This window comes from Phycisphaerae bacterium, from assembly GCA_019636475.1.
In the GTDB taxonomy this organism is placed as follows: domain Bacteria; phylum Planctomycetota; class Phycisphaerae; order UBA1845; family UTPLA1; genus JADJRI01.
In genome coordinates this window covers 112,089-136,747 of record JAHBXN010000001.1, presented here as the reverse complement: position 1 = coordinate 136,747, position 24,659 = coordinate 112,089, and the positions used below count along the sequence as shown (strand labels likewise).

At 60.2% G+C, this 24,659-nt stretch carries 13 protein-coding genes; 9 read left to right on the top strand and 4 right to left on the bottom strand.

Annotated elements, in window-relative coordinates:
* Positions 1-14: 14 nt before the first annotated feature.
* Positions 15-1,442: a hypothetical protein gene (locus KF841_00605; GenBank protein ID MBX3393843.1), complete on the bottom strand. Its 1,428-nt coding sequence runs from the start codon at positions 1,440-1,442 to the stop codon at positions 15-17.
* Between the two features lie 1,554 nt (positions 1,443-2,996).
* Here KF841_00605 and KF841_00600 point away from each other — a divergent pair.
* Entirely contained in the window at positions 2,997-4,109 is a 1,113-nt protein-coding gene (locus KF841_00600; protein MBX3393842.1) for a cobalamin-dependent protein, read from the top strand.
* Between the two features lie 101 nt (positions 4,110-4,210).
* Here KF841_00600 and KF841_00595 read toward each other — a convergent pair whose 3' ends face one another.
* The gene (locus KF841_00595) at positions 4,211-8,248 is read right to left on the bottom strand and encodes a hypothetical protein (protein ID MBX3393841.1); all 4,038 of its coding nucleotides are present in this window, start codon (positions 8,246-8,248) and stop codon (positions 4,211-4,213) included.
* Between the two features lie 629 nt (positions 8,249-8,877).
* On the opposite strand from KF841_00595, the gene KF841_00590 reads away from it, so the two are divergent.
* Positions 8,878-9,678 (top strand): electron transfer flavoprotein subunit beta/FixA family protein, encoded by an 801-nt coding sequence (locus KF841_00590; GenBank protein MBX3393840.1) that lies wholly within the window; start codon positions 8,878-8,880, stop codon positions 9,676-9,678.
* Positions 9,679-9,730: 52 nt separating this feature from the next.
* Here the strand turns inward: KF841_00590 and KF841_00585 are convergent, their stop codons facing one another.
* The gene (locus KF841_00585) at positions 9,731-13,330 is read right to left on the bottom strand and encodes a valine--tRNA ligase (protein MBX3393839.1); all 3,600 of its coding nucleotides are present in this window, start codon (positions 13,328-13,330) and stop codon (positions 9,731-9,733) included.
* 221 nt (positions 13,331-13,551) lie between these two features.
* Here KF841_00585 and KF841_00580 point away from each other — a divergent pair, with 221 nt between their 5' ends.
* On the top strand, positions 13,552-15,522 hold the full coding sequence (locus KF841_00580; protein MBX3393838.1) for a hypothetical protein: 1,971 nt from the start codon (positions 13,552-13,554) through the stop codon (positions 15,520-15,522).
* Between the two features lie 56 nt (positions 15,523-15,578).
* On the opposite strand, the gene KF841_00575 is transcribed toward KF841_00580, so the two are convergent.
* Positions 15,579-18,008, bottom strand: a complete 2,430-nt coding sequence (locus KF841_00575; protein ID MBX3393837.1) for a PAS domain S-box protein — start codon at positions 18,006-18,008, stop codon at positions 15,579-15,581.
* 274 nt (positions 18,009-18,282) lie between these two features.
* On the opposite strand from KF841_00575, the gene KF841_00570 reads away from it, so the two are divergent.
* The 6 genes from KF841_00570 (at position 18,283) to KF841_00545 (ending at position 24,643) form a co-directional block, all read left to right on the top strand.
* Positions 18,283-18,690: an acyl-CoA thioesterase gene (locus KF841_00570; GenBank protein MBX3393836.1), complete on the top strand. Its 408-nt coding sequence runs from the start codon at positions 18,283-18,285 to the stop codon at positions 18,688-18,690.
* Between the two features lie 41 nt (positions 18,691-18,731).
* Positions 18,732-19,190 (top strand): hypothetical protein, encoded by a 459-nt coding sequence (locus KF841_00565; protein ID MBX3393835.1) that lies wholly within the window; start codon positions 18,732-18,734, stop codon positions 19,188-19,190.
* 146 nt (positions 19,191-19,336) lie between these two features.
* Positions 19,337-20,569 (top strand): PQQ-like beta-propeller repeat protein, encoded by a 1,233-nt coding sequence (locus KF841_00560; GenBank protein MBX3393834.1) that lies wholly within the window; start codon positions 19,337-19,339, stop codon positions 20,567-20,569.
* Between the two features lie 160 nt (positions 20,570-20,729).
* Complete coding sequence (locus KF841_00555) at positions 20,730-21,431, top strand: hypothetical protein (protein MBX3393833.1); 702 nt, start codon at positions 20,730-20,732, stop codon at positions 21,429-21,431.
* 470 nt (positions 21,432-21,901) lie between these two features.
* Positions 21,902-22,780, top strand: coding sequence for a murein L,D-transpeptidase (locus KF841_00550; GenBank protein MBX3393832.1), 879 nt, complete (start codon positions 21,902-21,904; stop codon positions 22,778-22,780).
* 114 nt (positions 22,781-22,894) lie between these two features.
* Positions 22,895-24,643 (top strand): hypothetical protein, encoded by a 1,749-nt coding sequence (locus tag KF841_00545; GenBank protein ID MBX3393831.1) that lies wholly within the window; start codon positions 22,895-22,897, stop codon positions 24,641-24,643.
* Positions 24,644-24,659: the final 16 nt, after the last annotated feature.

The following is a 24,659-nucleotide window of genomic DNA, read 5'->3' as shown; positions in this document are numbered from 1 at the left end:
GGCCCCACTATTCACTATGACGGCTCCTTGGCCTCGGCATTTTTCTGTTTTGTTGACAGCAATGCACTCAGTCGCGTTTTCAGCGACTGGAATATCGTGTCTAGCTCTTTTTCGTATCGATTAGGTGTTTGTGAGTTTGCTGGCATTTCGTTATTCCCCGGCATCGTGGTCGGCAACTGCATCTCTTTGTTTGCCGAGGCATCCGGCGGGGACAAACCGGGGTCTTCCTTCATTCGGAGAAGAACGGGCACGGTGCGCTTACGGCAGTCCTTGAGTATCGCCCATGCCGCATCGACCTGAGCGGGAGTGAGGCTCTGGGCGGTGCTCGCGCCCTGCGCGGCCTCTACTGCGTAGCTGTGGCGGATAATCCAACGGCGGAGATAAACTTCCCACAAATCGGGTGTTCGTGCGACGTTCTCCAAACCAAGTGTCTCTTCTCCGGCACTCCACCACTTTGGATACTCACCGTCGCCGATTGCTTGCGCTCTCGACAGGAAGTTCGTCAGCTCGGGAGAGTTGTGTTTCTCCTTGTGATGCTCGTACCATTCATTGACGGACACGATTTGTCCGTCTCCAACATAACGTCCCATTTTCAGTGGGCCCGAGCCGGAGGTGCGACGGATTCGGTCGACTGCGGCAAGCCCCGGCGGAATTCCGAGGATATCAGGCCCCAGCTTGCTCGGATGTTCCTTGCGATCGAACTCGACGCGCGTGAAGGTGAACTCCTCGCTGCCGGGCCTGGACTCAAGCGTGGTGATGCACCTCGTCGGCCACCATCGGCCATCGAATTGCGCATGGTCAGCCTCAATCCGTTCCAACAGTTCGCGTCTGCCATCGGGGTAGCCGGCGTACACCCGCATCTCGAGGATCGCATCATCCTTTTCCGGGTCGATCCGCCAAACGACGATTCTGAAAGGTTCCCCTTCTGCGGCCTGTTTTTTCAGTGAACCGGATACTTCAATGATTCCGTTCGCACTCTTTTCCGACCATTCGTAGCCTTTTTGCTGAATTTCCTGAAGCAAATCGTCGGGCGACGTTTCTGAAAAAGTCACTGGACAGAGGCCGGCCGAACGGGGGTCGAGTAAACGCTCCGGCGCCGTGCCGCGGATAAGAAAGCGTTCCGGCGTCGGTTGGGCACGTACGGTGAATTCACCATCCCGGATCGACCATTCGTCCTTCCCGTCATTGCAACGAACGGCCCGTTCCGGTGTGCATGCGTACCGCACGCCGAGAATCGGCTGGCCGGTGGTGATTTCGTGTGAACGGATACCGTCTTCGTCACCCAGCTCTGCCCAATAGAGGTCCTTGCCGGCGAATCTGGCTTCGTAACGAAGTTTCGGGCGCTGTTTGGCGTTCGAACAGAACGCGCGATACTCATATTCGAAATAGGCGGTCTGAAAGCGCATCCGCTGCGCAAAGGCTCTTGAGAGTGAATCGGGCATGGCGGTCTTCGTGTCACCGCATGAGAGAGTGGCGCACAGTACAAGCAGGAGACTTTGCATATGGGGCCGCCTTCCTCGGTCACGACTGACCTAATGGTCAAGCTAATGATAGCCATCACGACGTTACTTGCGACAAGAGCGCAGCATTAGTCAGGGTTGCGATTACTGGATCCAATAACAGCAGATCTGTCCGGTCAGCTCGAAGCCAGAAGTATGATTCGTACGCGAATACCAAGTGCCACATTCTTCATACAAACTCACTGGATTGCATTTTTCGATACCCTCCTGATACCAGTTCCGACACTTGTATACAACTGAACACGGTATGAGCGTGTTCAGCCTAAAGCACTGATAGCATGGCCCATCCCAGGCGCATGGGGGAGGCGTCCCATCTTCCTGGCCAGTCACGAGTTCAATTCGAGACGCCACGACCTTCCGGTACCAAGGAGTACACCGATGACCTGGCTCCTCGCACTTACAAGGCCCAGAAATGATTTCTGCGTGAAAGCAGGTGGTGTTGTCAATCACTGGATCGTACATACACAGCCCGGTCTCGCAAGGAATGTGCGGGCAAGCCCGAGTATCACCAGCCTTGCTGATGACGATCATCGTAATCGCACCAACAATTATCATCCCAAGCCATGTCTTACGAGATCGTGACATGATCTTCCTCCTTTTATTCTCTGATTAAGAAAAAGCCATCCGCCCGAACATCCAATAGTTTACCCCCCCCCTAAGGAAATCAAGGAAAAAATACAGTCATTATTGCCGCGAAATTCAGACGGTTGAACAATTCTTGGTTGTGGCAACTAAGTTCATACGGTCGCAGGAAACAAAGAAACGCTGCCGGAAGCCGGGGCGGCGAGGTGTTCGATACGAAGCCGATCGAGCAAGGGTCAGATCACAATTCTCTGGTGCCTATGTATTGTCGCATCGTCGTGTTCCGTGTTGGATGCAACCACATTTCTGAAAATGGCCATGTCGGCGCGCGCTAAACACAGCGTTTCCGGCGAAGCGACAACCGTTTTGGATGGCTCGCGAGAACTCCTTTCAGCCAGCCCCCGTGGCCGATCGGGAGCTCATGTTCAGAGACATCCCGATTCATCATTGTCCAAGCAGGAAGCACGGAGCGCGACCCAGAACCAATCTACCCACGCGATGGAAGTCGTCCGACACGGCTGGTCCTTCGCCGTTTTTACGCAGAGGCATATTGGTGGCCACTGGCCAATCCTGCTCGGGAGTCGAAAGAGACGTAGGCCGGCAGCCGGCTTGCGGCTGTTGGCTTCGTGCCGCTCCCACTGGCCGACAAAGCATCGTAATACGCATGACTCGGATTCGGCCGGATCACCCCAGGGAAAATTCAGCGAAAATTGCCGAAAAGATCATCCATCTGCAAACTCCTGTCGGCGCGTCGTACCGATGCTCTTGGCGCGACCACGGAAACCTGCCAAGATAGAGTTGCGCGATGCTTGCTCGCTTCGAGGAAAGCCGCGAACAACCAGTAGTCAAGGCTTTTCTGGATCGGGGATGCAACACACACCTACGAGGATACTGTTGGCGAAGATCGGACTCGACGGGCACGATCGCGGCGTCAAGGTGCTTGCCCGCGGTTTGCGAGACGCCGGCTTGGAAGTGGTCTATACCGGCCTCTGGCAGTCGCCTGCAACCGCCGCAAAGGCGGCGGTCGAGGAGGATGTCGACATCCTTGGCGCCAGTTTCCACAGTGCCGCTCATCTGACGCTCGTTCCGATCCTGATGGACGAAATGAAGAAACTCGGCCGGCCCGATATTCCGGTTGTCATCGGCGGCATTATTCCACCTGACGATGTCCAGGCGATGAAGGATGCGGGGGTCGCGATCGTCTTCGAGACCGAGGTGTCCCTCGCAAAGATTGTCGAGCAGGTCAAGGCGCTCGCCATCAAGGTGCATGATCAGCGACGGCGCTGCGCCGAGAACGGTGACCTCGATCGATGGATCGCCGCCATGTGCAGCGGCGACCGCGTAGCCCTTGGCCGCGTTCTGACCTGGGTCGAAGACGGCGCGACGATTGAACAGGTGAATCGGACGCTGCCCCGGGGCGACGGCAGGACCGCCGTAGTCGGCTTTACGGGCTCGCCGGGCGTCGGCAAGAGTACGCTGATCGGCCGGCTGCTCAGGGAAATTCGAAACCGTGGGAAGTCCGTCGCGGTGGTCGCGGTGGACCCCGTTAGTCCGCTCACGGGCGGAGCCCTTCTGGGTGATCGCGCTCGCATGACGATCAACGCAGGCGATGCCGGCGTATTCCTTCGCTCGGCCGCCAGCCGTGGTCAGCTTGGCGGTCTCGCTCCGACCACCGGTGCGATGGTCGAAGTCATCCGTCGCGCGAAGTTCGATGTGCTACTGATTGAGACCGTCGGAGCAGGACAGAACGACGTGGCCATTCGCGAGTGGGCCAGGCCGCTCGTGCTATTGATGATGCCGGGCGCGGGCGATGGCCTTCAGATGGAGAAGGCGGGCATTACCGAGGTGGCGGATGTCTTTGTGATCAACAAGGCCGACCTGCCTGGTGCCGACAAGCTGGCATCTGAAATTGTCGAGTCCATGGGCTCGAATCGACCCATCGTCAAGACCGTGGCCTCCCACGGCAAGGGCATCGCGGAACTCGCCGATGTCATCCTGAAGGCTTAATTCTGCACGTGATGCACCATTAATGCGCGGGCACCCGAGTTCCGACCTCCATTCGGGAACTCGGATGCCGCGCAGGTTCGTAAATGTGGTGTCCTCGTTTCTTACAGCCCGAGGATCGCATTCACGAAGATCTGGATGTCCTGTCCGTCTACCTTCGCATCCAGGTTCATGTCCGCGCACCCGCAGACACAACCGGGCGCCATCGAGCCGAGCAGGCAGTCAACAAAGCACGGAATGTCGTCGAGCGTCAATGAGCCGGACTGGTTGACATCGCCAGGCAATTGACACGGCTCGGCGTAAAGCTCGAACGACATTTGTACCGGTGGAAACGGAGGCATCGGGTTCGGGCACATCCACGGCTGTTTCATCCAGGCGTCATATCTCCAGCAATCTGGCGGATACGGCACTGGAGGGGTCATGTCGAGGATGCGGCCGGTGCAGGCCGTTTTCATCGCCGGGTACGGCGTGTCGATGCCAAGACTCGTATGCCAGCCCCAGAATTCGCCTTGGCCGGTCAGATCAGACGGCCAATGGCCCGTCGCGATGCGATCGTCGTAGCCGCATCCGCCGGCTTGCCATTTGACGCCCGTCACAGCCTGAATGCCCAGCCAATAGACGAGATTGCTTGTCTCCTCGAATTCCTCGGTTTGTGCAGGCGTCTCACCGGTGCGCGGATCGGATGCAGCACAAAGCAGACAGCACCGATCCAGATCGATCGAGTATTCATAGACGGCATGCTGCATGCAGTCCGTCAGATTCGTCATCGTGATCTGGACCGCCTCCGCCGGTGCGAAGTAAACGCCGAGCACCGACGGCCAATCGACCGTTGCCAACCCAGGCGGGCAGACGGCGGTCGCCGATGGATCAGTCGGATGGAAGGAGATGAACCACCCATCAATGACATGGCGCGGATCGATTGAAGGTCCGGGCGCGTAGCGCTCGTCGAAGTAGCTACCCCACCAGCGTACAGCCTTGATCGGCCGGCCATCAGAACGGAAATCGTCGGCCACAATCTTGTTGACCGGCGGCATCGCAGGATCGGAAGTCGAAATCACTTCGAAGGCCATGTCACTGAACCGCTCAAGGTTTTCGGGCGGTATGGGTGGCCAAACGATGGTTCGCCACGGCTGTTGATCGGACTGCTCGGCCGCAGGCGCATGGCCGAGCGGCGGAGCCGGCGCGCGTCGGGCTTCCTGCCATCGCCACAGCGGCGGACTCAGCGGATTTACAGCGGTGGCGGAGAGATCGAACCAGTAGAAGTTGCCCAGTTGTTGCGGAAACTCCACGGGGAGACTCACCTTGTAGAAGTAGATTTTCGAGCCCTCGTTATTGACAAGTCCCGAATCGGTCTCGTTTCCCGAAACAAATGGGATCGTCCAGATCGCCAGAGGTGGGACCATCGGAACGCACCACGGCGGGATTGGCCCAGGCGCGCAAGTATGGATGCTGACCTGGAAGCTCTGGATGCCGGCTCCGCGCAGTTCGTTGCCCGTCGCGTCAACCTCGTAGTTTCCCCACCAACTCAGAGAATTGACGAGGCCGCCCTCGCATTGCCAGTCGTCGGCAAGCGTTTCCCGTTGCAGCCCCATGCCGATGTCGTAGTCGTGTGCATGCAGGCCGGGCAGGCTCGGGTCCGGCGGCTGCGACCATTTGCTTAGTGGGATCGGTTCGTTCCACCAGAAGTCGGATTCGGCATCAAATCCAAGCCCAAATGCCGGTGATTGCCGCCACTTCGGTGTGAGCGGCAACTCTCCAATCGGCACCTGATAATCCTCCACTTCGCCGTACGGAATTCCACCGACATATGGAACGCCACCCGGATTCGTATGCAAACGGAAGCGCGCAAACGTGATGATGTTCGGCGTCGCCGTGGGCGGAACCATGAAAGGCAGCGGGTTCGGGCCGGCTGCAAGCGGCTGCGCAACAAAAATCTGATCGCCGGGCGTCCCCCAGGAACCGTCACCATTGAAATCGACCCAGACGCTCAAGAGTGCACCGCCCACCGGCGCGAGGAGCGTCACGGTCACCACGCCACCCTGACCGGGAATCAGCGGCAATGTGTTGAACACCACACCATCTTCGTCTGGCAATCCGCTCAGATCGTCGCCGGTCGCGTTTGCATTCGGCTGGCCGTCAGCTTCGGGGTCGACGAGGGCGCCGAGGAAAAGGTTGCCGACGGTATGCCGTGCGCCGTTGCTTGTAATCAGAGTCGGGTAGGGTGGATCGGGCGCATCGCCGAAATCGTCCGTCGCAGCGCCCGCCACGAGCAGCAGGTAGTCCTCCGTTTCACCATCTTCATAAATCCCGTCTCCCGTCCAGGCCGCTGGCACCGGCCGCTCAGTCAGCGTGAAGCGTGTCCAGACGTACCCCGGGTTCGGCCCGATCAGAAAATTCGGCGGCGGTGGAACCAAGCCGGAAATTGGCCCGATGTAGCCGTTCGGCACTTCGAAATTCACCAATGAATGCTCCGGTGCAGCGGCAACTCCGCAGCCGGATGCACCAGACCACATGCCGTTCTGATCCCAATCGAACAGGACGTTGACATAGGCTTTGGGTGCGCCTGGAGGCATCAGGTTGGAGATCTGGATGTCCACGTTGACTCCCCATACCGCGTTGGTGCAAGCCGGTCCAAGTGAAGTGCCCGGACTATTCGGGCATGGGACAACCATTTCGCTGCCGACTGGCCCCTGAATTGTGAACGCGCCGGGCCGGATCAATCCGGCATCTCCATCTCCGAAGCACTCATCCTTGTCGTAGTTGTTCGGCGTGAAGACAGGGCACAGTCCTCCATTCCCTTCCAGGTCGAAGTCGAAGCCCCCGAAGGTTCCGCCGAAGTTGGCATGTCGTATGAACGTCGCCGGTCCGGCCAGCAGGCAGGTGGGAAAGCTTCCCATGATGCCGGTACTCGGATAGGCCAAGGCGCCCTCCGGAGCATCGCCATAATCATTGTCTTCCTGGATGAGCTCGCAGATATCCGCCTTGCCGTTTCCATTTGTGTCATCGCAATTTGTCCCGGCTCCCATGAACAAACCGTTGAGTTGCTGGCAGGTTACCGGGTCCGTTAAGGCACAGGCGCCGGGCGTATCGAGCGAACAGCACGCACCGAGCTGCGGAGGCGATTCACAGACATCGGCGACGCCGTCACCGTCCGCGTCATCGCAGTTTGTATTCGCGCCCATATATTGACCGTTGAAGAGCTGTAGGCAATCTGCTTCCGTTGCGATTACGCATTGAATGCTGGTCTGGTCTTGATAACAACATGCACCCAGGTCGTTCGATTCACATTGACAGCTGTATGTCAGGGTCCCGTCACCGTTATCGATGACATTCATCACGCACATCTGTCCTGCCGGACAATCCCCTACGCACATGATTATCGCCCCCGGACCGACTTCGGTGTGGCACGCGTTGGGACTCCTGCACTCGCACGCGAGAATCTGGTATGTCGGCGGCAAGACGGTGTTGTCGACCAATACCCGGGTCGGCAGGCAGACTTCCTCTGCCGCCGGACAGTTCGTCAACAGGCACGACTGTCGATCCGGCGCAGGCTCACAGGGCGTCGGACCCGGATGGCACTCATGAATAATGACGCCGCCGATGATTCGCAGATTCATGCCGCGAATGTCGAGCGAAATCCAATCTGGGCAGTAGGGCTGGATCTGGAATTCATGGACGATATGAACCGGCCCGATCAGGCTGCCGCTGAAGAATGGCGGATCTGATCGCCGGATGAATAGTTCTTCAAGCAAGGGACTGGGTACATCCGTTGGTAGCGGCGGACGAACCAGTCCTTGCGCCGACCATTCGGGCGTCGCCCAGTTGTAAACGATCGTCAGATTGTTCGGTCCCGGAATGAGCGGCATCGCGTCGAATTCCACATGGATGGTTTTCAGCGCATTCGGGATCATGGGTGGATTGGCAAACCACACGTTCCACCATTGCGTGTTCGGATAGTAGAACCAGGTGCCGTCCGCGTAACCCGTGCCGGTCCCGTTTACGGCCTCTCCTGCGGGCGTAAAATTGACTGAGAAGTGATCGATCATCTCTTGTGCGGCAGCCGGCCGTGCCGTGATCGGCATCAGCGCGAAAGCGATGCCGATGGCGAGCAGTTGGGCAGCCCGCGACGATTTGCTTGACACGGTATACCTCCTATCCAGTTTGGTGTTCATGATATTTACCGGCGAACCGCGCGAGACCCGATGTGGCGCCCGAAGGCTGGAACATCAGACTTAATACGCTCAAGCCTGAGCCGGATTGAGGAAGACCAGGTGGCTCCCGCGCGGGCACGGTTCGCCCACGCCGGCCAGGTTGACTCGATCACGCATGAGCTGGGATTTGCCGCAGGCTTTTTTTAATCGGCCGATTCAGCGTGTTGCGCGATCGACTTGCCTGGCCGGGCCGCTGCGGACCGGTGCGACATCGCCTGCGTTGAGAAAGAGGTGTTCTTCGCGACTTGGAGGATTGACAACTGCCTCATTCGAGCGCGTCTCGGAACGGTGCCGCGCCGTGCTCCGCTGTGTCATTCGGATACCTAAAGTCTGCACGCTCATTGCGCGATGTCAAATGAAATCAGCGAGAGTCGGATTCTGATCGTGGCTGATCGCCATCGTGGTGCGCTGCGTGACGATCGACGAGGGAAATCGCCCACTTTGGCGCACCTGCTGCCGGAAGAATCCGCAGCCCCCGCGCGTTTGAGGAATTCCGCGATTGCGTTAACATTCCATGCCGGGTTTGAGCCAGGCCACTGTTCCGATTTCGCGAGGGCAGTATGAAGATTCTCTCTCTCGTCAAGTATGTTCCCGAGTCCACGGCCGCCATCAAGGTGAAGGCCGACGGCAGCGGCATCGAAGCCGCCGGCGTCAAGCTGGTGATGAATCCGTTCTGCGAATTCGCCGTGGAGGCCGCGCTGCAGTTCAAGGAAAAAAATGCCGCCGCCTCCGCGGAACTCACCGTCATGACGCTCGGTCCGGCCGCCGCGGTGGATGTCCTGCGAACCGCTTTCGCGATGGGCGTCGAAAATGGCGTCCATCTGTGCGATCCGCTCTTCGACGGCCTCGATGATCTGGGCGTCGCCCGGGTGCTTGCCGCCGCGGTCAGGGATCAGAAGTTCGATGTGATCTTCACCGGCAAGCATGCGATCGACTACGACCGGGGGCAGGTCGGCCCCGCGCTGGCCGAACTGCTGGGCATGCCGCATGTCGGCGCGGTCACGGCGATCGAGTGGGGGGGCGGCTTCAAGTCCGCGATCGCCCGCCGACGAATCGAGGGCGCCGAGGAGGTTGTCGAGGTGCAACTGCCTTGTCTCTTCACGATCGAAAAGGGCTATGTCGAGCCGCGCTATCCTTCGCTCCCGGGCCTGATGAAGGCCAAGAAGAAGCCGGTCGACACGAAGAACGCGGCCGCCCTGGGCCTTTCGGCCGCGGATCTCGGCGGTGACAATTGGACGACGAAGATGGACGGCTTCACGCCGCCGCCACCGCGCCCGCCCGGCCGGAAGCTGGAGGGCGAGCCCGAGCAGGTCGTCCAGGAACTCGTCCGCATCCTGCGGGATGAGGAGAAGCTGATCTAGCGCCGCATCGCTTGAGATTTTTTCACGCGCGGCGGTCCTTCACTCCGGCGGGTCATTCAAGTTCCGACAGGTGCCGCTCTCCCGCTTCGATCTGCATGCGAAGCTCGGCCGCCCGGCTTCGCGCCTGCTCGACGATGCCGGGGTCCGCCCGCTGCACGAAGTTAGGGTTCGCCAACTGCTTCTCAGCGCGCTCCAGCGCGGCCCGAAGCTCCGCCAGTTTCTTTTCCTCCGTCGCCCGCACGAGGCTCAGATCGATCAGATCGGCCGCCGGCACATGCACGATCATCGCCCCGACGACGCGCGACAGGCTGCCGGGCGGCTTGGCGGCAGATTCGCTCACCACGAGTTCATCGCACCCGGCCAGCGAGCGGATGAACTCCGCATGCGCCTTGAACGAGGCGCACGTCGCGGCATCCGAGGTCACCACCATGCGGGGCAGCGAGCGGATCGTCGGCTGTTTGGCCTGCGAGCGATACTCATTCACCCTCGTTCGAATCTCGCGCCCGGTCCGAATGATGTCCTGGATGTGCGCCATCTCATTCTCGACGCCGGCATCCTGCCACGATTTGTCGACCGCCGGCCAGTGGGATGAGATCAGCGGCTGATCGGGCTGTTCGATCACATAGAGTCCGCGCCGCGGGGCGACCCGGTTGATCTCCTGCCAGATCGCTTCGGTCACATAGGGCGTGACGGGGTGGAGCATCCGCAGGAGCCGATCCAGCACGAACAGCAGCACCTGCCTGGCGACATCGCCCTGATCCGCCGACAGCCTCGACTTGGTCATCTCGATGTAGGCGCTGCAATAATCGTCCCACATGAAGCGGTAGAGCTCGCCGACCGCATCGCTGAAGCGATACGTCGCCAGCGCCTCATCGACCCGGATCAGGCAACTGGTCATGCGTGACAGAATCCAGCGGTCCTCGAGCTTCAGTTGATCGCGATGCAGCGGCCGCGGCGTGTGGCCCTCGGCGTTGGGCAGCACGTAGCCGGTCGCGGCCTGCCAGAGCTTGTTGCAGAAGTTCCGCCCCTTCTCGAATTTCGTGCTGACGTTGATCTCCCGCCCATCGGCCTGCCGCTCCTTCGTCACCGGCATGCGGATGTCCTGCGTCTCGGTGGCCAGCTCGGCCAGCGTGAAGCGCAGGGCGTCCGCGCCGTACTTGTCGATGATGTCGACCGGGTCGACGCCGTTGCCGAGCGTCTTCGACATCTTGCGGCCCTGGCCATCCTGAATGACCGGGTGAATCACCACGTCCTTGAAGGGCACTTTTCCGAGGTTGTAGAGGCCGAACATGACCATGCGGGCGACCCAGAGCGTGATGATTTCGCGTGCCGTGGACAAGACACTCGTTGGGTAGAAGGTGGCGAGCAGGTTGTCATACCGCTGCGGTTCGGGCCAGCCCAGCGTCGAGTGCGCCCAGAGCGCCGAGGAGAACCACGTGTCGAGGACGTCGGGGTCTCGTTCCGTGAAGCCGGCTTCTTCAAGGATCTTCAAGTCGTCCGCATTGGGTTCGCCTCGCAGGCACACAAACCAAGTGCGAGCTGCGTTATCTCCGCTTGTCTCCGGGATCGTCGTATTCTTGACTTCAGGCACGATGTCATCAGGGATGAAATACTCGACGGATAATTTTTTTAGCTTATCCGGCTTAACACCCCAAGCGCCGATTTGAGCGGGAGTCCTGCCTGTCCACACCGGAATCCGGTGCCCCCACCAGAGCTGGCGGCTGATGCACCAGTCGCGCTTTTCGCTGAGCCAGTCGATGTAGGTCTTCGCGTAGCGGTCGGGGTGAAACTTGACGCGGCCATCGGCCACCGCGTCGATGGCGAACTGGGCCAGGCCGGGCATTTTTTGCGCGGCCGCGTCCTCCTGGCGCTCCTCCGCAGGCCCGCGGCGCGCTGCCGCAGTACCGCGGCGCGGCGCCGCAGTACCGCGGCGCGGCGCCACAGGGCCACCTTGCACCGAATCTGCCGACATTTGTCCCGAATCGGTCGAGTTTTGTCCCAAATCATCCTGCTTTTGTGACAAAAGCAGTGATTTTAGTTCCAAATCCTGCAATGTTTGCGACGAATCATTTGAGTTTTGCGCCGAATCTGACATGTTTTGCGACAAATCATCCACTTTTTGCGATGAAAAGTGGGTTATTTGTTCCGGCAGCGGGCTGCGCCGGGCCGCCGAAGGGCTCCCGGAGGCCGCCGAAGGGCTCCCGGAGGCCGCCGAAGGGCTCCCGGAGGCCGCCGAAGGGCTCCCGGAGGCCGCCGAAGGGCCTTGTCCGGCGGAATCCGGCAATTCCTGCGCATCGGAGTGCCCATCCAGATAGTCGCGGAACGGGCCGGGGCTGATGCGGGCCGCCTCCCCGGCGGTGAGGTCGCCCATCTTCACGAACCATTGATCCGAGAGAAACGGCTCGATCATCGACTTGCTGCGGTCGCTATGCCCGATCTCGATCTGGCGGTCTTCGATCTTCTCCATGAAGCCGCCGGCGGTGAGGTCGGCCACCACTTTTTCGCGCCCGGCCGTCGCGAACTTGAGACCGGCATACGCGGGTGACGCCGGGTTGGCACTGCCATCCAGCTCGACCACTTCCGCGATTTTGCCGTCCGCCGTCAGGACGTTGATGATCCCGATCCCGGGGTGGCGCTTGTAGACCTCGTAGTCGTTGGCATCGTGGGCCGGGGTGATCTTCACGCAGCCGCTGCCGAGTTCCGGCTTCGCCCATTCGTCGAGGATGAGCGGGATGATGCGGTTCGTGAGCGGGAGTCGTATCTTCGCTCCGGCCTTGGCCAGGTCGCGCAGTTTCAGCAGCGCGGGCAGGATCGCCGTGCGGCGCTCGATGATCGCGTCGATCTGGGCCGCGAGGTCCGCTTTTTCTTTTTCCGGCGCGCTTTTGAGCTTCTCGCGCAGGGCGGCCTCGGCCCTGTCCAGCGCGACATCCGGCCGCGGATGGACTGCCACGGCCGTGTCACCCAGCATCGTCTCGGGCCGCGTCGTGGCGACGTGCACAAACGCCGGCCCGCCGGGCGGCGGATTCTCGATCGGGTACTTCAGGTGATAAAAATGGCCCTTGACCGTCTCGTGATACACCTCGTCATCGGCGACGGCGGTCTGCAACTCCGTGTCCCAGTTCACCAGCCGCTTGCCGCGGTAGATCAGCCCGTCGCAAAAGAGCTTGAAGAACGTCTCGCGCACCGCCTTCGCGCAGCCCTCGTCCAGCGTGAACCGCTCGCGCGAATAGTCGCAGGAGCAGCCCATCAGCTTCAATTGCTCGACGATGCGGCTGCCGTATTTCGCCTTCCAGTCCCAGATGCGCCGGACCAGTTCGTCGCGGCCCAGATCGTGGCGGCTTTTGCCCTCGGTCTTGCGGATCGTCTTCTCGACCGTCGCCTGCGTGGCAATGCCCGCGTGGTCGGTGCCGACGAGCCAGAAGGTGTTGAAACCCTGCATCCGCCGGTGGCGAATGAGGATGTCCTGGAGCGTGTTGTTCAGCGCGTGGCCGAGGTGGAGCGCTCCGGTGACATTGGGGGGCGGAATGACCATGCAGAAGGGCGGGGCGCTGCCGCGCGGCTGGGCCTTGAAGTGGCCGGCGCCCTCCCAGTATTCGAAGAGCGGCTTCTCGACCGCCGCCGGGTCGTAGGATTTTGAGTCGGTCTTTGCCATATCGTGTTCGCGCGGGCGGCCAGGCGCCGGCTGCCCGAGTCGAATCCGCGATTATTAACGGCGGGCCGGTGGGCGGCAAGCCGCGCGCCGCGACCGTGGCTCGCCACGGTGCGAGGGGCCGGGGATGGCGGCGGCGCATCGAAACGGGTATCGTGCCGCGCCGTGGGGTGGCGCGGGACGCCGTGTCGCCGCCGGATCGCCTCGTGCTCGTGAGATCCCGCATGACCGAGCCCTGTGTGTCGAACCCCTCCGCGGCCGCCGGTCTCCCGCGTTCGCCGTCCGGCGCTTCGCCGTCGCGCCGGATCGCGGACGTTGTCGAATCCGCCGCGATCTTCGTGATCGGCTACGTCTTCATGGCGTTCCTGATGAACCACCCGGACGCGAAGCCGGGGCCGGAAGCGGGTCTGCCCGGCAACGACTCGTTCTATCACGTCAAGATGGCGGTCATGATGCCCGAGGTCGGGCTGGTCAGGACATTTCCGTGGCTCCAGTTCGCCTACTTCACGAAGGATGGCGACGCCTTCGTCAGCCATCACTATGGCTTTCATGTGTCGCTCATTCCCTTTACGGCCTTCAGCCGATGGCTGCTGGGCGACGAACTGATCGGCGCGCGGTGGGCGATCTGCACGTATTTTGCGCTGGTGGTCGTGATCTTTCACGCGATCCTTCGCAGCGAGGGCGTGCCCTGGCGCGGCCTGTGGGTCATGGCGTTTTTCCTGATGCCGATCCATTTCTACACGCGGCACTCCTACGTGCGAGCCATCAGTCCGGCCCTCTTCTGCATGTTGCTGCTGTGCGGGTCCATGTTTCGCGGCCGGTGGATTCTCGCCGCGATCGTGACGGCGCTGTCCATCCATCTGTATCTCGGCGCCGTGATGTATGCGCCGGTCGTGGTGGCGTGCTTTGTGGTCGCGAGCCTGTTCGGCCTCCCGGAGGATCGCCGGATTCCGTGGAAGATCGCGATCGGGACGGCCGGGGCCTGGATCGCGGCGATTCTGCTTCATCCGTATTGCGGCAACATGTTTGAATTCCTGCGATTGCAGGTCTTCGGATCGGGCCTGACGCCCGACATTCAGGTCGGCACGGAGTGGTCGCCTTACAACGACGTCTGGTGGTTCTTCGTCCTGTTCGCCGGACCGATACTCGGAATCTGGACCGTCTCGCTGGTCATCCGGCTGCGGCTCGGGCCGCGGCTGACGGCCAACGAGCTGGCGCTGGTGCTCCTGAACTTCGCGTTTCTGATCCTGACGCTCAAGGCAAGACGTTTCATCGAATACTGGCCCGCCTTCTGCCTGGTCAGCGCCGCCGTCCTGGCAAAGCCCGGCCTTCATGCCGTCCGGCAGTGGTTTCGCCGCGACCTCACACGCACGCCGGGCACGACCGGGCTGCTGCTGCGCCTGCTCTGGGCGACGGCCGGACTGTTCATTGTGTCCTGGCTACTCGTGAACGCGTGGAGAATGAGCAGGCCGCGCGAAATCATGCTGTCGATGGCGGCATCGTGGCGCATGTGGGTGGCGCTGCTGATCGGTGTTTCTCTGCCGTGCGTTGTCGCGGGCCTGCGCGATCATTTCCGGATGACCCGGCGCACGCGCGAAGCGCTCTGGCTCACGCCGCTCTTCGCCGCCGCCCTGATCTTCGGCCTGATCCTCGGTTCCGGAATGTGGCTGGAAGTGCGGAAGATCAACAAATGCAGCTACGACGTCGCCGAAATTCGCGCCATGATGGCCGCCATCAAGGCGGACTCGCGGCCCGGCGACATCATCTTCACGAGCGATTGGGACGACTTCCCGACATACTTTTATTACAACTCGTACAACCATTACATCGTCGGTCTTGATCCCAAGTTCACGCACGACCGGCGTCCCGATCTCTGGGAGCGATTCGTCCGAATCACGCGCGGCCAGGTCCCGACCAAATCCCAGTACAAGCACACGGACCCTGGCGGCAGGGAAATCCGCGAGGATCTGGACATCCGCATCGAGGACATTCGCGATTACTTCGGCGCCCGTTATGTGATCAGCGATCGCGACCATCGACCGCTGTCCGCCAAGCTTGCCGCCGCGAGGGACTTCGCTGAACTGATCTATCCACCCGGCGACTGGCAGCAGAACCGCAACGCAGAGTATGTCGTCTTTCGAATCAAGGACGGTCGGCAACCGTCGTCCGCGCCGCTGGAGGAGCCGCGGCGCTGATGCGTCGCGAAGCGTGGCGATCGAAGCGCGCCGGGAGCGCGGCAGAACTGGGTTGTTCATTGTTCGCGAAGAGCCGCCGCATCAACCACGATGCGAAACACCGTCCGCCCCGGCGCCGACTCGATGCAGTCCAGCCGGCCGCCGAAACTTCCGATGATCGATCGACTGATCGGCAGTCCCATGCCGAGTCCGTCAGGCTTTGTGGTGTGGAAGGGTTCGAAAAGTCTGTTCAGCGCCTCCGGGGAGATGCCAGGTCCATTGTCTCGAACCTCTACATGCACTCGATCCGGCCGCTCCCATCGGGTCTGCACAGAAACGCGCTTCGGCTCGTCGGCTCGCAGGCTGACTGCTTCCATCGCGTTGCGAATCAGATTCAGCAGCACCTGCTCAAACTGTATCGGGTCGGCATTGATCGTCGGAACTCCGTCGGCCAATTCAAGGCCGACCTGAATGCCGTGTGTCGCCGCATCGGCACTCAGCATTCGCGTCGCTTCCAGCGCCAACTGGTTGACGTTGATTGAGGTCAGTGCGGGCCGATCCTTGCGGACAAAGGCTCTCAACCGGCGGACGATCTCCGCCGCGCGTTGTGCCTGCCCGGCAATTTCCCTGAGCGGCCCGAGCAAACCGGCCGAATCCGCATCGCTTGTTTCCAGCCTGCGAAGGCATCCCTGTGTGTAGGTCGTAATGGCGGCAAGCGGTTGATTGATTTCGTGGGCCAGACCGGTCGCCATTTCACCCATCGTGGCGACGCGCTGCACATGCGCGAGTTGATCCTGTCGTCGACGGCTCTCGAGAGCAACGTTATCACGCTCCCGGATGGCAACCCGTAGAGCCCGGTTCGACTCCATCAACTCGGAGGTGCGCTCCCGCACGCGCTCTTCCAGTTCTTCGTTGGAACGTACCAGCGCCTGTTGAGCGACGTGTCGCTCGGTTGCGTCATCCATCATTAGCAGCACATAACGCAGCTTGCCCGAGTCGTTCTTGATTGGAATTCCCGAAACGCTGAGGAAACGGCATGTGCCGTCGCTCCGATGCAGTTCGCTCTCGCGGTTCAATACCGACGCGCCCGTACAAATCGCGATACTTACCAGGTATTCGCCTGGGTCCCGAAGTCGGCCGTCGGGATTCCTTAATTGCCACGCCGGATCATCGAATCGTCGGCCGAGTAAGCTGGATGGAGTTTCCCCGACCAGGTCCGCTGCACATCGATTGACATAGGTAAGCCGTCCTGAATCAGAAAAAAGCATGATACCGGCCGGAGCGAATTCCATGATGGAGTTCAGCAGGTCGCGTTCTTCGCGGAGTGCCCGTTCCGCCGCCAGAATCCGTCGGCGAGAGACCAGGAGTGCGACAATGATGGCGGTCTGCAATGCGATCGCGGCCAGCGCCGGCAGAATATACTTGCGGTAGGTTCGAAAGAAGTTTTTCGGCCTGAAACGCACGTGACTGCCGTTGGGCAGGCCATCTTCCAAAATCGACCATCGCTGCATCGCCGCGTAGTCGAACAGGTATCGATTCGGACTTTCGCGAACAATTGGAATTGCGCCCGCCTTCTCGCCGCGCAGGACGCGCGCAGCCAGTTTACCCGCCGCACGCCCCTGTTCGGAGCCGCTCGTCAGTTTGCCACCGACGATTCCCGTGCCAAGAAACACGTCATAGCAGGCGAAAATCGGTGCGCGACTGATCCGGCAGAGTCTCGAGAGGGCCGAATCAGGGTGTTGATAGGTGCGACCCTCGGGATCGTGAAGTTCAAGCAGAAGGACGATCTCGTCAGAAGTGAACGACGCGGCGCGATCGAGAATCTCCGTCACCGTCAGATCATCGATCCACAGCGTCGGAATGTTGGGAGCGGCTCGCGGAACGGCTTCTTTCGCCAATGCGCGAATCGAAACGCCTGAACCGGATTGATCCGATATGACCACCAGGCGCGATGAGTTCGGCAGAATTTTCGTCGCAGCACGAACAGTGTCTCCGATGTCGAGATTCTCCATAACCCCGGTCATGGGCCGTTCGATGATCCTGAGATCCACCTGATTGGCGATGAGTCCTGAGAATACAAGAGGCGTACCGGGCAGCAGTGTTCGTCCCGGCCCCGCAAGGAAACTGACCGCGCGTGTGTCGGTTGTGATAATCAGATCTATTTGCGCGGGCGCATACTTCAATTCAAAAAGGCTCAGAAGGCGGTCAAGGTACTCTGGGGTTGCCTCTCGCCGCGCGAGATCCAGATACTCCACGTGATACACAATCGGACCCAGGTCCGGCTCGCTCAATGCCGAGCGAATGGCAACATCCTGAAGTCGGGTGTACTCGGAATCCGGATGGCCGGAATGAATCAGTAGAACGTTTCTCGTGGGCTGCCGGGGCGACGGCGGTTCGGCGAGGGCGTTGTTCAGACCGGTCAGCACGATGATCATGTGCATGCCGACGTTGCAAGCGATCAGAACGCCCGGTCGTGGCTGTCGATGCGTGTAGCGTCCTGTCATCATGCGGTCCCTGGATGACTCGCGCTGATGCAACCGTCGCTGTGCTGGACGCGGTGGTACAATCGTCCGACAGTCAGCGCGGCAGCATTTCAGCAATCGGATATAGTACGGGCCGTCGCAGCCGCGGTCAGCCGTCATTCTGAATCGGCGAACCGGATGACCTGATGCGTGACGCCCGCCTTGATGCGATCGCGCCGTCGGCGATGCAATTGGGGGGCGTGTGGGGCAATCGTGTGGCTGATGCGACAGCGGTGATGAAAAGGAGCAAGTCCGAAGCATGGCCAGGGAATTCTTGATCCAGCGGCGAGTCCAGTTTTCTGAGACCGATCTCGCGGGAGTGATGCATTTTTCAAACTACTTTCGCTGGATGGAAGAGGTGGAGCACGCATTTCTTCGTTCCCTCGGCATGAGCGTCATGCAGAATGTCGCCGGCATAGAAATAAGTTGGCCGCGCGTACAGGTCAGTTGCGAGTACTTCGCGCCGCTATACTTCGAGGATGTCGTCGATGTTCATATGACGGTGACAGACGTCCGCGAAAAGTCCATGACTTATGAAGCGACCTTTATGAAGTGCGGAACGCGGACGGCTCGCGGACGCATAAAAATGGTCTGCTGTCGGTGGCAGGGTAACAAGTTTGAGTCCGTTGCAATTCCTGAGGAGATTCGGTCGAAGCTGGTGCCATGAATTTGGCACTGTGACGACCGCGGCTTTTAACGAGGTGATGAATGAAGGCTTGGTGGTGGTACGTGATCGGCACGGTGATTTTCTGGGGCGCCTATGTCCCGACGATTCACAGCGGACAACTCGCCTTCGGCACGCCGAAGGGACCCATCCGCGCGTTTCTCTTCGTCGGACTGGCTTATTTTCTCGTTGCCGTGCTCGTCCCGGGTATCTTGCTTTACATGAAGGCCGAGCCGCTGACGTTTCCGAGCAAAGCGGTCGGCATTTCCACTTTTGCTGGTGTACTGGGCGCATTGGGCGCGCTCGGAATCATTCTCTCACTTATCACTGGCGGCGATCCGCGGGTTGTGCCGTCGCTGGTCTTCGCAGGCGCACCGATCATGAGCGTATGCGTGAATATGGTGGTCCATCCGCCGTCAACCATGCCCGACTGGCGGTTTTTCGTTGGAATTCTGCTCGCGGCCGGCGGCGCCGCGTTAGTTCTGAAGTTCAAGCCCGTTTAGCGAAGACCGAAGTCGTGTCCGGTTGAGCCGCGGCGCGTCCGATCGAATCTGGATTGATGGTGTCCGGTTACGGTTTCATGCGATTTTGTTGTTTGCATGGCGTCGTTGGTTGGCGGCGAGGGTTCGCGAGGTATTGCCGCGCGGACATGCATCGCGCGGCGTCGTTCGTTCGGGGCGCGGCGATTGCCTGCTCGACCGTGCTTTTGACATCGGCGGCTTCCGCCGCCTCGGATGCGGTGGACGACTGGCCGATGTTCCGAGGCAATTCGCAGCTCAATGGGGTTGCGTCCACGACGCTGCCGCAGAGACTCGAATTGCTCTGGAAGTTCGTCACCGAGGGGCGCGAGCCGGTGACATCCAGTGCGGCCATCGTCGGCGATAGCGTCTATGTGGGCTGCGAGAACGGGAATCTGTACTGTTTGCGCCTTGCCAATGGAAGTTTGAAATGGAAATACGCCACGAGCGAGTCCGCCGCAATCAAGTCGTCTCCAACGGTGGTTGGCGAGTCGGTCTTGTTCGGCGATGAACTCGGTCGCATGCACTGCATTCGGATGTCGGATGGGTCGAAGCGTTGGATTTTCGACACGGGCACGGAGATCGTATCGTCTCCCAACCCGAGTGGCGATCGAGTGGTCTTTGGCTCTTACGATGGCTTGGTGTACTGTATTTCATTAGCGGATGGCTCTCCGCTATGGAAGTTCACAACAGAGGCGCAAGTACACAGCACACTTGGGATTTCCGACGGGTGCGTCGTCGTCGGGGGTTGTGATGGCAGGCTGCGCGTGCTCAAGCTAGCAGACGGCAGCGAATTGCGCGAGGCCGATGTGGGCGCCCAGACCGCCTCCTCCACGGCACTCTGGGGCGATCATGCCTACTTCGGCACTCTCGGAAACCGCGTATTGTGTATCGACTGGAAAACGGCAAGACAGGTCTGGGTCTACGAGAATCCTGATCGCTCGTTTCCTTTTCACTCGTCGGCGGCCGTCACAAGCGATTTGGTAGTGATCGGTGGGCGAGATAAGTTCGTTCACGCACTCGATCGCGAGACAGGCGTATCGAGGTGGTCGTTTCGCACGCAGGGGCGGGTTGATTCGTCGCCGCTCATTGTCGTGGAAGATCCAATTGACCGCCGATTGCCGACGTCAAGGCCGGCTGTCGGCGAGTCGGATCGAAAGGGCGGATCGATCGGTCTTCGGGACCGGGTGTTTGTTGGATCTTCCGACGGTCGGCTGTATGCGTTGTCACTTCGAACCGGAGAATCGGTCTGGGAATATGACACGGGGTCAGCGATCAGCGCGTCGCCTGCCGCCGGCCGGGGTCATTTGGTAATCGGCGACGAAGACGGGACCGTGTATTGCTTTGGACGCAAAGTCCGTTGACAATGCGACTTTGATTGAAGTGGTGATGCTGGGCAGCGTGCGTCGCGTCCAGATTAGTTTCTAGATAGCGGATCATCAGAGCCGCCGGGCGATTTCGCGAAATCCATTACTCCGCGCATCGCTCGGCCGTCAGTCCTCAAATTGAAAGGAGCAGATTAGTATGAAGAGGATCTCGTCAATTCTGGCGTGCGCGACGATCGCAGTCGGATTTTCAGCGTCCCGGGTGAGCGCGGAACCGGTCGTACTGAACGCCTTTGAAAACAGCGCAGTCGTTACAAACTTCCAGTTGATTTTTCCCGATCTCGGAATCAATTCGACATCCAATGTATTCTTCACCCGTTACAAGCTGGAGATCGACGAGCAGGCCGGCACGGCGCGGTTTGTTGACTACATTCAGCAGATTGATCCCCTGATGCTCCCGCTGGGCATCAGTACGGGACGGCTGGACATCCGCATTACGTCTTCATCGGGCACCTACGACAGCGCGTCGAAGACCTTTGAAACCAACGACGTCTACCAGATCAGCTTTCGGAACAACCTGAGCACCTTCGGGTTTGAATCGCCGGTCCTGCTCGAGGCAAAGTCCAAAGGAACGCTCTCCGATCGGGTTGGCAGCGCTCGGAACGTGGAGATGCGATGGGAAGGCAGCGGCGAACTCCAGAACGAGGAGAATCCCGCCGAGCCGTACAAGTTCACCTACACCTGCCGTGTGAACACCAGTATCGCGGCGTCAGACAGCGATGTGCCGCCGATTCCCACGCGCGGCGCATGTGCCGAAGGCATCTTGAGCATCTTCGGCCTGGCGACAATGTCGCTTGGTTTCGTCAGCCTTCGGGCGTCGAACCGCCGCCGCCGCCGGTAACTCGACGCCGGCAGGCTCGATGTTCGCCCCGATTGAATCAGTGAATTGCAGGGGAGTGCATCCTTTACTGACGAAAACAAGGCGTCCGGGCGACCCAGAATCGGCCGGACGCCTTCGTCGTTTTGATGGGTCAGGGCAAGAAGGGCAATCTGCCGATACAATGGATCGGAGACCTTGTATTCCCAATCCATGGAAGGAATTCGCATATGCTGCAATGGTGTGCCGCTCGTTCAATTTTTGTCGCCACGCTCATAATGATGCTCTTCCCGTTTGCCGGCGTCGCATCCGCACAGGCGTTGTTGAGAGGCACGAAGCCGCAGGATTTTGGCAAAAAGGGGGCGTCCGCAGCGACATCCGGCGTTCGTACGTCGGCGGCTGATTCCCGGCGGACAACGACGTCAAAAGGGAAGACATCGTCACGATCCGGATCGTCGACGACACCGAAGCCGGTCACCAAATCGAAAAGCGTGATGAGTTTAGCCGAAGCCGTGGCGTTGCAGGCGGCCCTCGATCGAGCAGGATTTTCACCGGGGATCATCGACGGCTTGATCGGAAGCAAGACGATGATGGGCCTGAAGGCGTTTCAATCGGTGAATGGACTGCCTGCAACCGGTGAATTGGACAAAGAGACCCGAACTGCACTTCGGTTTGATGTCGAACCGGCCACCACACCCTACCGACTGACGGCTGACGATGTGGCCCAGGTGGGTGAGTGCCCGGCTGACTGGATCGCCAAGTCAAGGGCGACTCGATTGGGGTTCGATTCGCTTCTATGTGTTGCGGCCTATCATGGGCATTGCAGCCGGAAACTGGTTGAGCGGCTCAATGTCGGCAAAGACGTGAAATCTCTCAAGGCCGGTGATATCGTAATCATTCCGAATGTGAAGCGGACCAAGCCCGCCTCGATGGCCGCCCGTGTCGAAGTTCACTTTGAGGACAAGATTGTTCGCGCGTTCGATAGCGCGAATCGGCTGGTGGGATTGTTCCACTGCTCTATTGCGCGAGAGACCAAGGACCGGCCTGCGGGAATCTGCAAGGTGGCAACCATCACAAAGAATCCGATATACACATTCAAGCCGGAAAGCTGGCCGGAAGTGAAAGGGATCGACCGGAATCTTGAGATTCCGCCGGGGCCGCGCAATCCGGTGGGACTATGCTGGATCGGCCTCGATAAAAAGGGATACGGAATTCATGGCACGCCGGAGCCGGAGTTGATCGGTAAGACCGGCTCGCACGGCTGCATCCGCCTGACGAACTGGGATGTGCTTCGCCTGGCCGAATTCGTGTCGGTTGGCACGGAGGTTCGTTTCGTGGACCGCGGCGAGCGAACTGTCGCTCAGGCGAACTAATCATTGCGGTCGGTTCGGCGTGAGCGTTAACCAGCAGACGGCGACCGTTTGACCGAATCACGCCCATCTGAACTTGTGCCAATCTCATGGCAGTACCGTCACCGGATTGTGCCGTTGGGGATCGTGATCGTCTGCCTGATTGTCGGCGCGTTCATGGTCCACGCGGCCGTCACGTTCACGGTTTTCGATGACGAGGCGCTGAGTTGTCGCCTTTATGCGGTGCCGCTGCCCGAGTTGCTGCGGGCCCTCTGGCGCGGCGACGACCCCGATCCCCCGTTCTACTACCTCATTCAACACGTCTGGGTGTGGTTCCTCGGCGTCAGTCCACTGGCACTACGCGGGATGTCCATTCTTTTCTTCCTCGCCGGAATTCTCGTCCTTCGCCGAGCGGCGGCGGCATGGTTCGATGCGCGGGTGGCAGACACGGCATTCCTGCTGGCCGCGCTGCATCCCGCCCATTTGTTCTTCGGTTTTGCGGGCCGCTGGTATAGTCTGGTCTTTCTGCTTCTGGCTTTATTGCTGCGGTATTCGGCAAGCATGCCGCCTGTCCCTTCATCGAATCAGGACGAGTTCGTGCATGGGGGCCAGGCTGACAACCGGAAGTGGCATCGACCTGAGGCGCTGCGCCGTGGACTGCTCTGGGGAGGCCTGGCCGCCGCGGTCTGCTATACAAACTACTTCGGTCCGGTCATGGTCGGACTGATCTGGCTGTGCGTCATGGTTCGTGACAGGTCGAATCACGGCGCGCTGGCGATGCATTCCATCGGTGGCGTGGTGGCTGCCGTCCTCTATGCACCGTGGGTGCCTGTATTCTGGCACCATGTCGTCCACTTCCCGCCGACGGGCGGGGGAGTGTCGGCGTGCCTTTCATCGAGTATCCGGATCGGCATGACGCTTCTGGCTGGCAACCTTGCGGGACCAACCGCATATTGGGTTTGGGTGCCGTTCGGCGTAGCAGCGGCCTCTGGGGGCGTCGCATTGTGGCGCGCGCTCGTCGGTGCCGGACGAACCATCGCTTCCCATCGATCCATCGCGATCCTTTTTCTGTTTACGACCGGGGCGGTGCTGGCAGGCATCCTGTCGCGAACGCTGATTGATAAGTATGTCATGATCATCAGCGGGCCGTTCTGCATTCTTGTCGCCGCGCTGTTGAATGTTGAAACTGCACGAACCGCCGGCGCCGCGACCGTCGCAGGATCAAAGCGGGATTGGCCAGCAAGGGTCGCGGGAATTGCGATGGGTCTCGGCTGGATCGGCTGCGCAGTGAACTACGCCACTGAGCGGAACTGGTCGAGCCTGCGATGGCTCGATCCGTTTGAATCGGTGACGCGCCGGCTCTACGAGCAGAACTGGCATCGAACATATCCCGACGCAGTCTGCTCCCACCCCTCGGCTCGATACTATTTTGCGCTGCATCGCGCGACGGACTCCAACCGAAGCGCGATCGAGCGTCAGATTCAACCCGTGGATCTGCTTTCTCCGATTGCGACGCCGCGTACATGGTTCGACAGTCTTCGCGCCGATCCGTCAGAATGGCTGGCCTGTTACGAGGAGCAGGACGACTCGAGCACCCCCGATGCCGACTTCGCGGTGACGCCGCGGGCGATGGCGCATCGTCTGGCGACGGGAGAACGCCCGACCTTGCTCATGACGCTTGAAACGGCCGGCTTCGCGGAACTGACGGATTGGATAGCTTTTCGTCAATTGTTAGCGGCATTTTACGAAGAAGCGGGGGAACCGCTCACTTTCCATGAGGATGAACTTGCTTCCTGGAAAGATCGGATAGATCCCGCCTTCCGACACCCGCAGTGGCGAATCATCGTGAGAACCTGGCGATTGCAGGGAATGGGTGACGTGGATTAACACAGATAGCGGTTCG

Bases quoted from the DNA above. Each gene is read 5' to 3' on its own strand.
- KF841_00605 (MBX3393843.1), bottom strand. From the start codon at position 1,442: ATGCCCGATTCACTCTCAAGAGCCTTTGCGCAGCGGATGCGCTTTCAG.
- KF841_00590 (MBX3393840.1), top strand. From the start codon at position 8,878: ATGAAGATTCTCTCTCTCGTCAAGTATGTTCCCGAGTCCACGGCCGCC.
- KF841_00585 (MBX3393839.1), bottom strand. From the start codon at position 13,330: ATGGCAAAGACCGACTCAAAATCCTACGACCCGGCGGCGGTCGAGAAG.
- KF841_00580 (MBX3393838.1), top strand. From the start codon at position 13,552: ATGACCGAGCCCTGTGTGTCGAACCCCTCCGCGGCCGCCGGTCTCCCG.
- KF841_00575 (MBX3393837.1), bottom strand. From the start codon at position 18,008: ATGATGACAGGACGCTACACGCATCGACAGCCACGACCGGGCGTTCTG.
- KF841_00570 (MBX3393836.1), top strand. From the start codon at position 18,283: ATGGCCAGGGAATTCTTGATCCAGCGGCGAGTCCAGTTTTCTGAGACC.
- KF841_00565 (MBX3393835.1), top strand. From the start codon at position 18,732: ATGAAGGCTTGGTGGTGGTACGTGATCGGCACGGTGATTTTCTGGGGC.
- KF841_00560 (MBX3393834.1), top strand. From the start codon at position 19,337: ATGCATCGCGCGGCGTCGTTCGTTCGGGGCGCGGCGATTGCCTGCTCG.
- KF841_00555 (MBX3393833.1), top strand. From the start codon at position 20,730: ATGAAGAGGATCTCGTCAATTCTGGCGTGCGCGACGATCGCAGTCGGA.
- KF841_00550 (MBX3393832.1), top strand. From the start codon at position 21,902: ATGAGTTTAGCCGAAGCCGTGGCGTTGCAGGCGGCCCTCGATCGAGCA.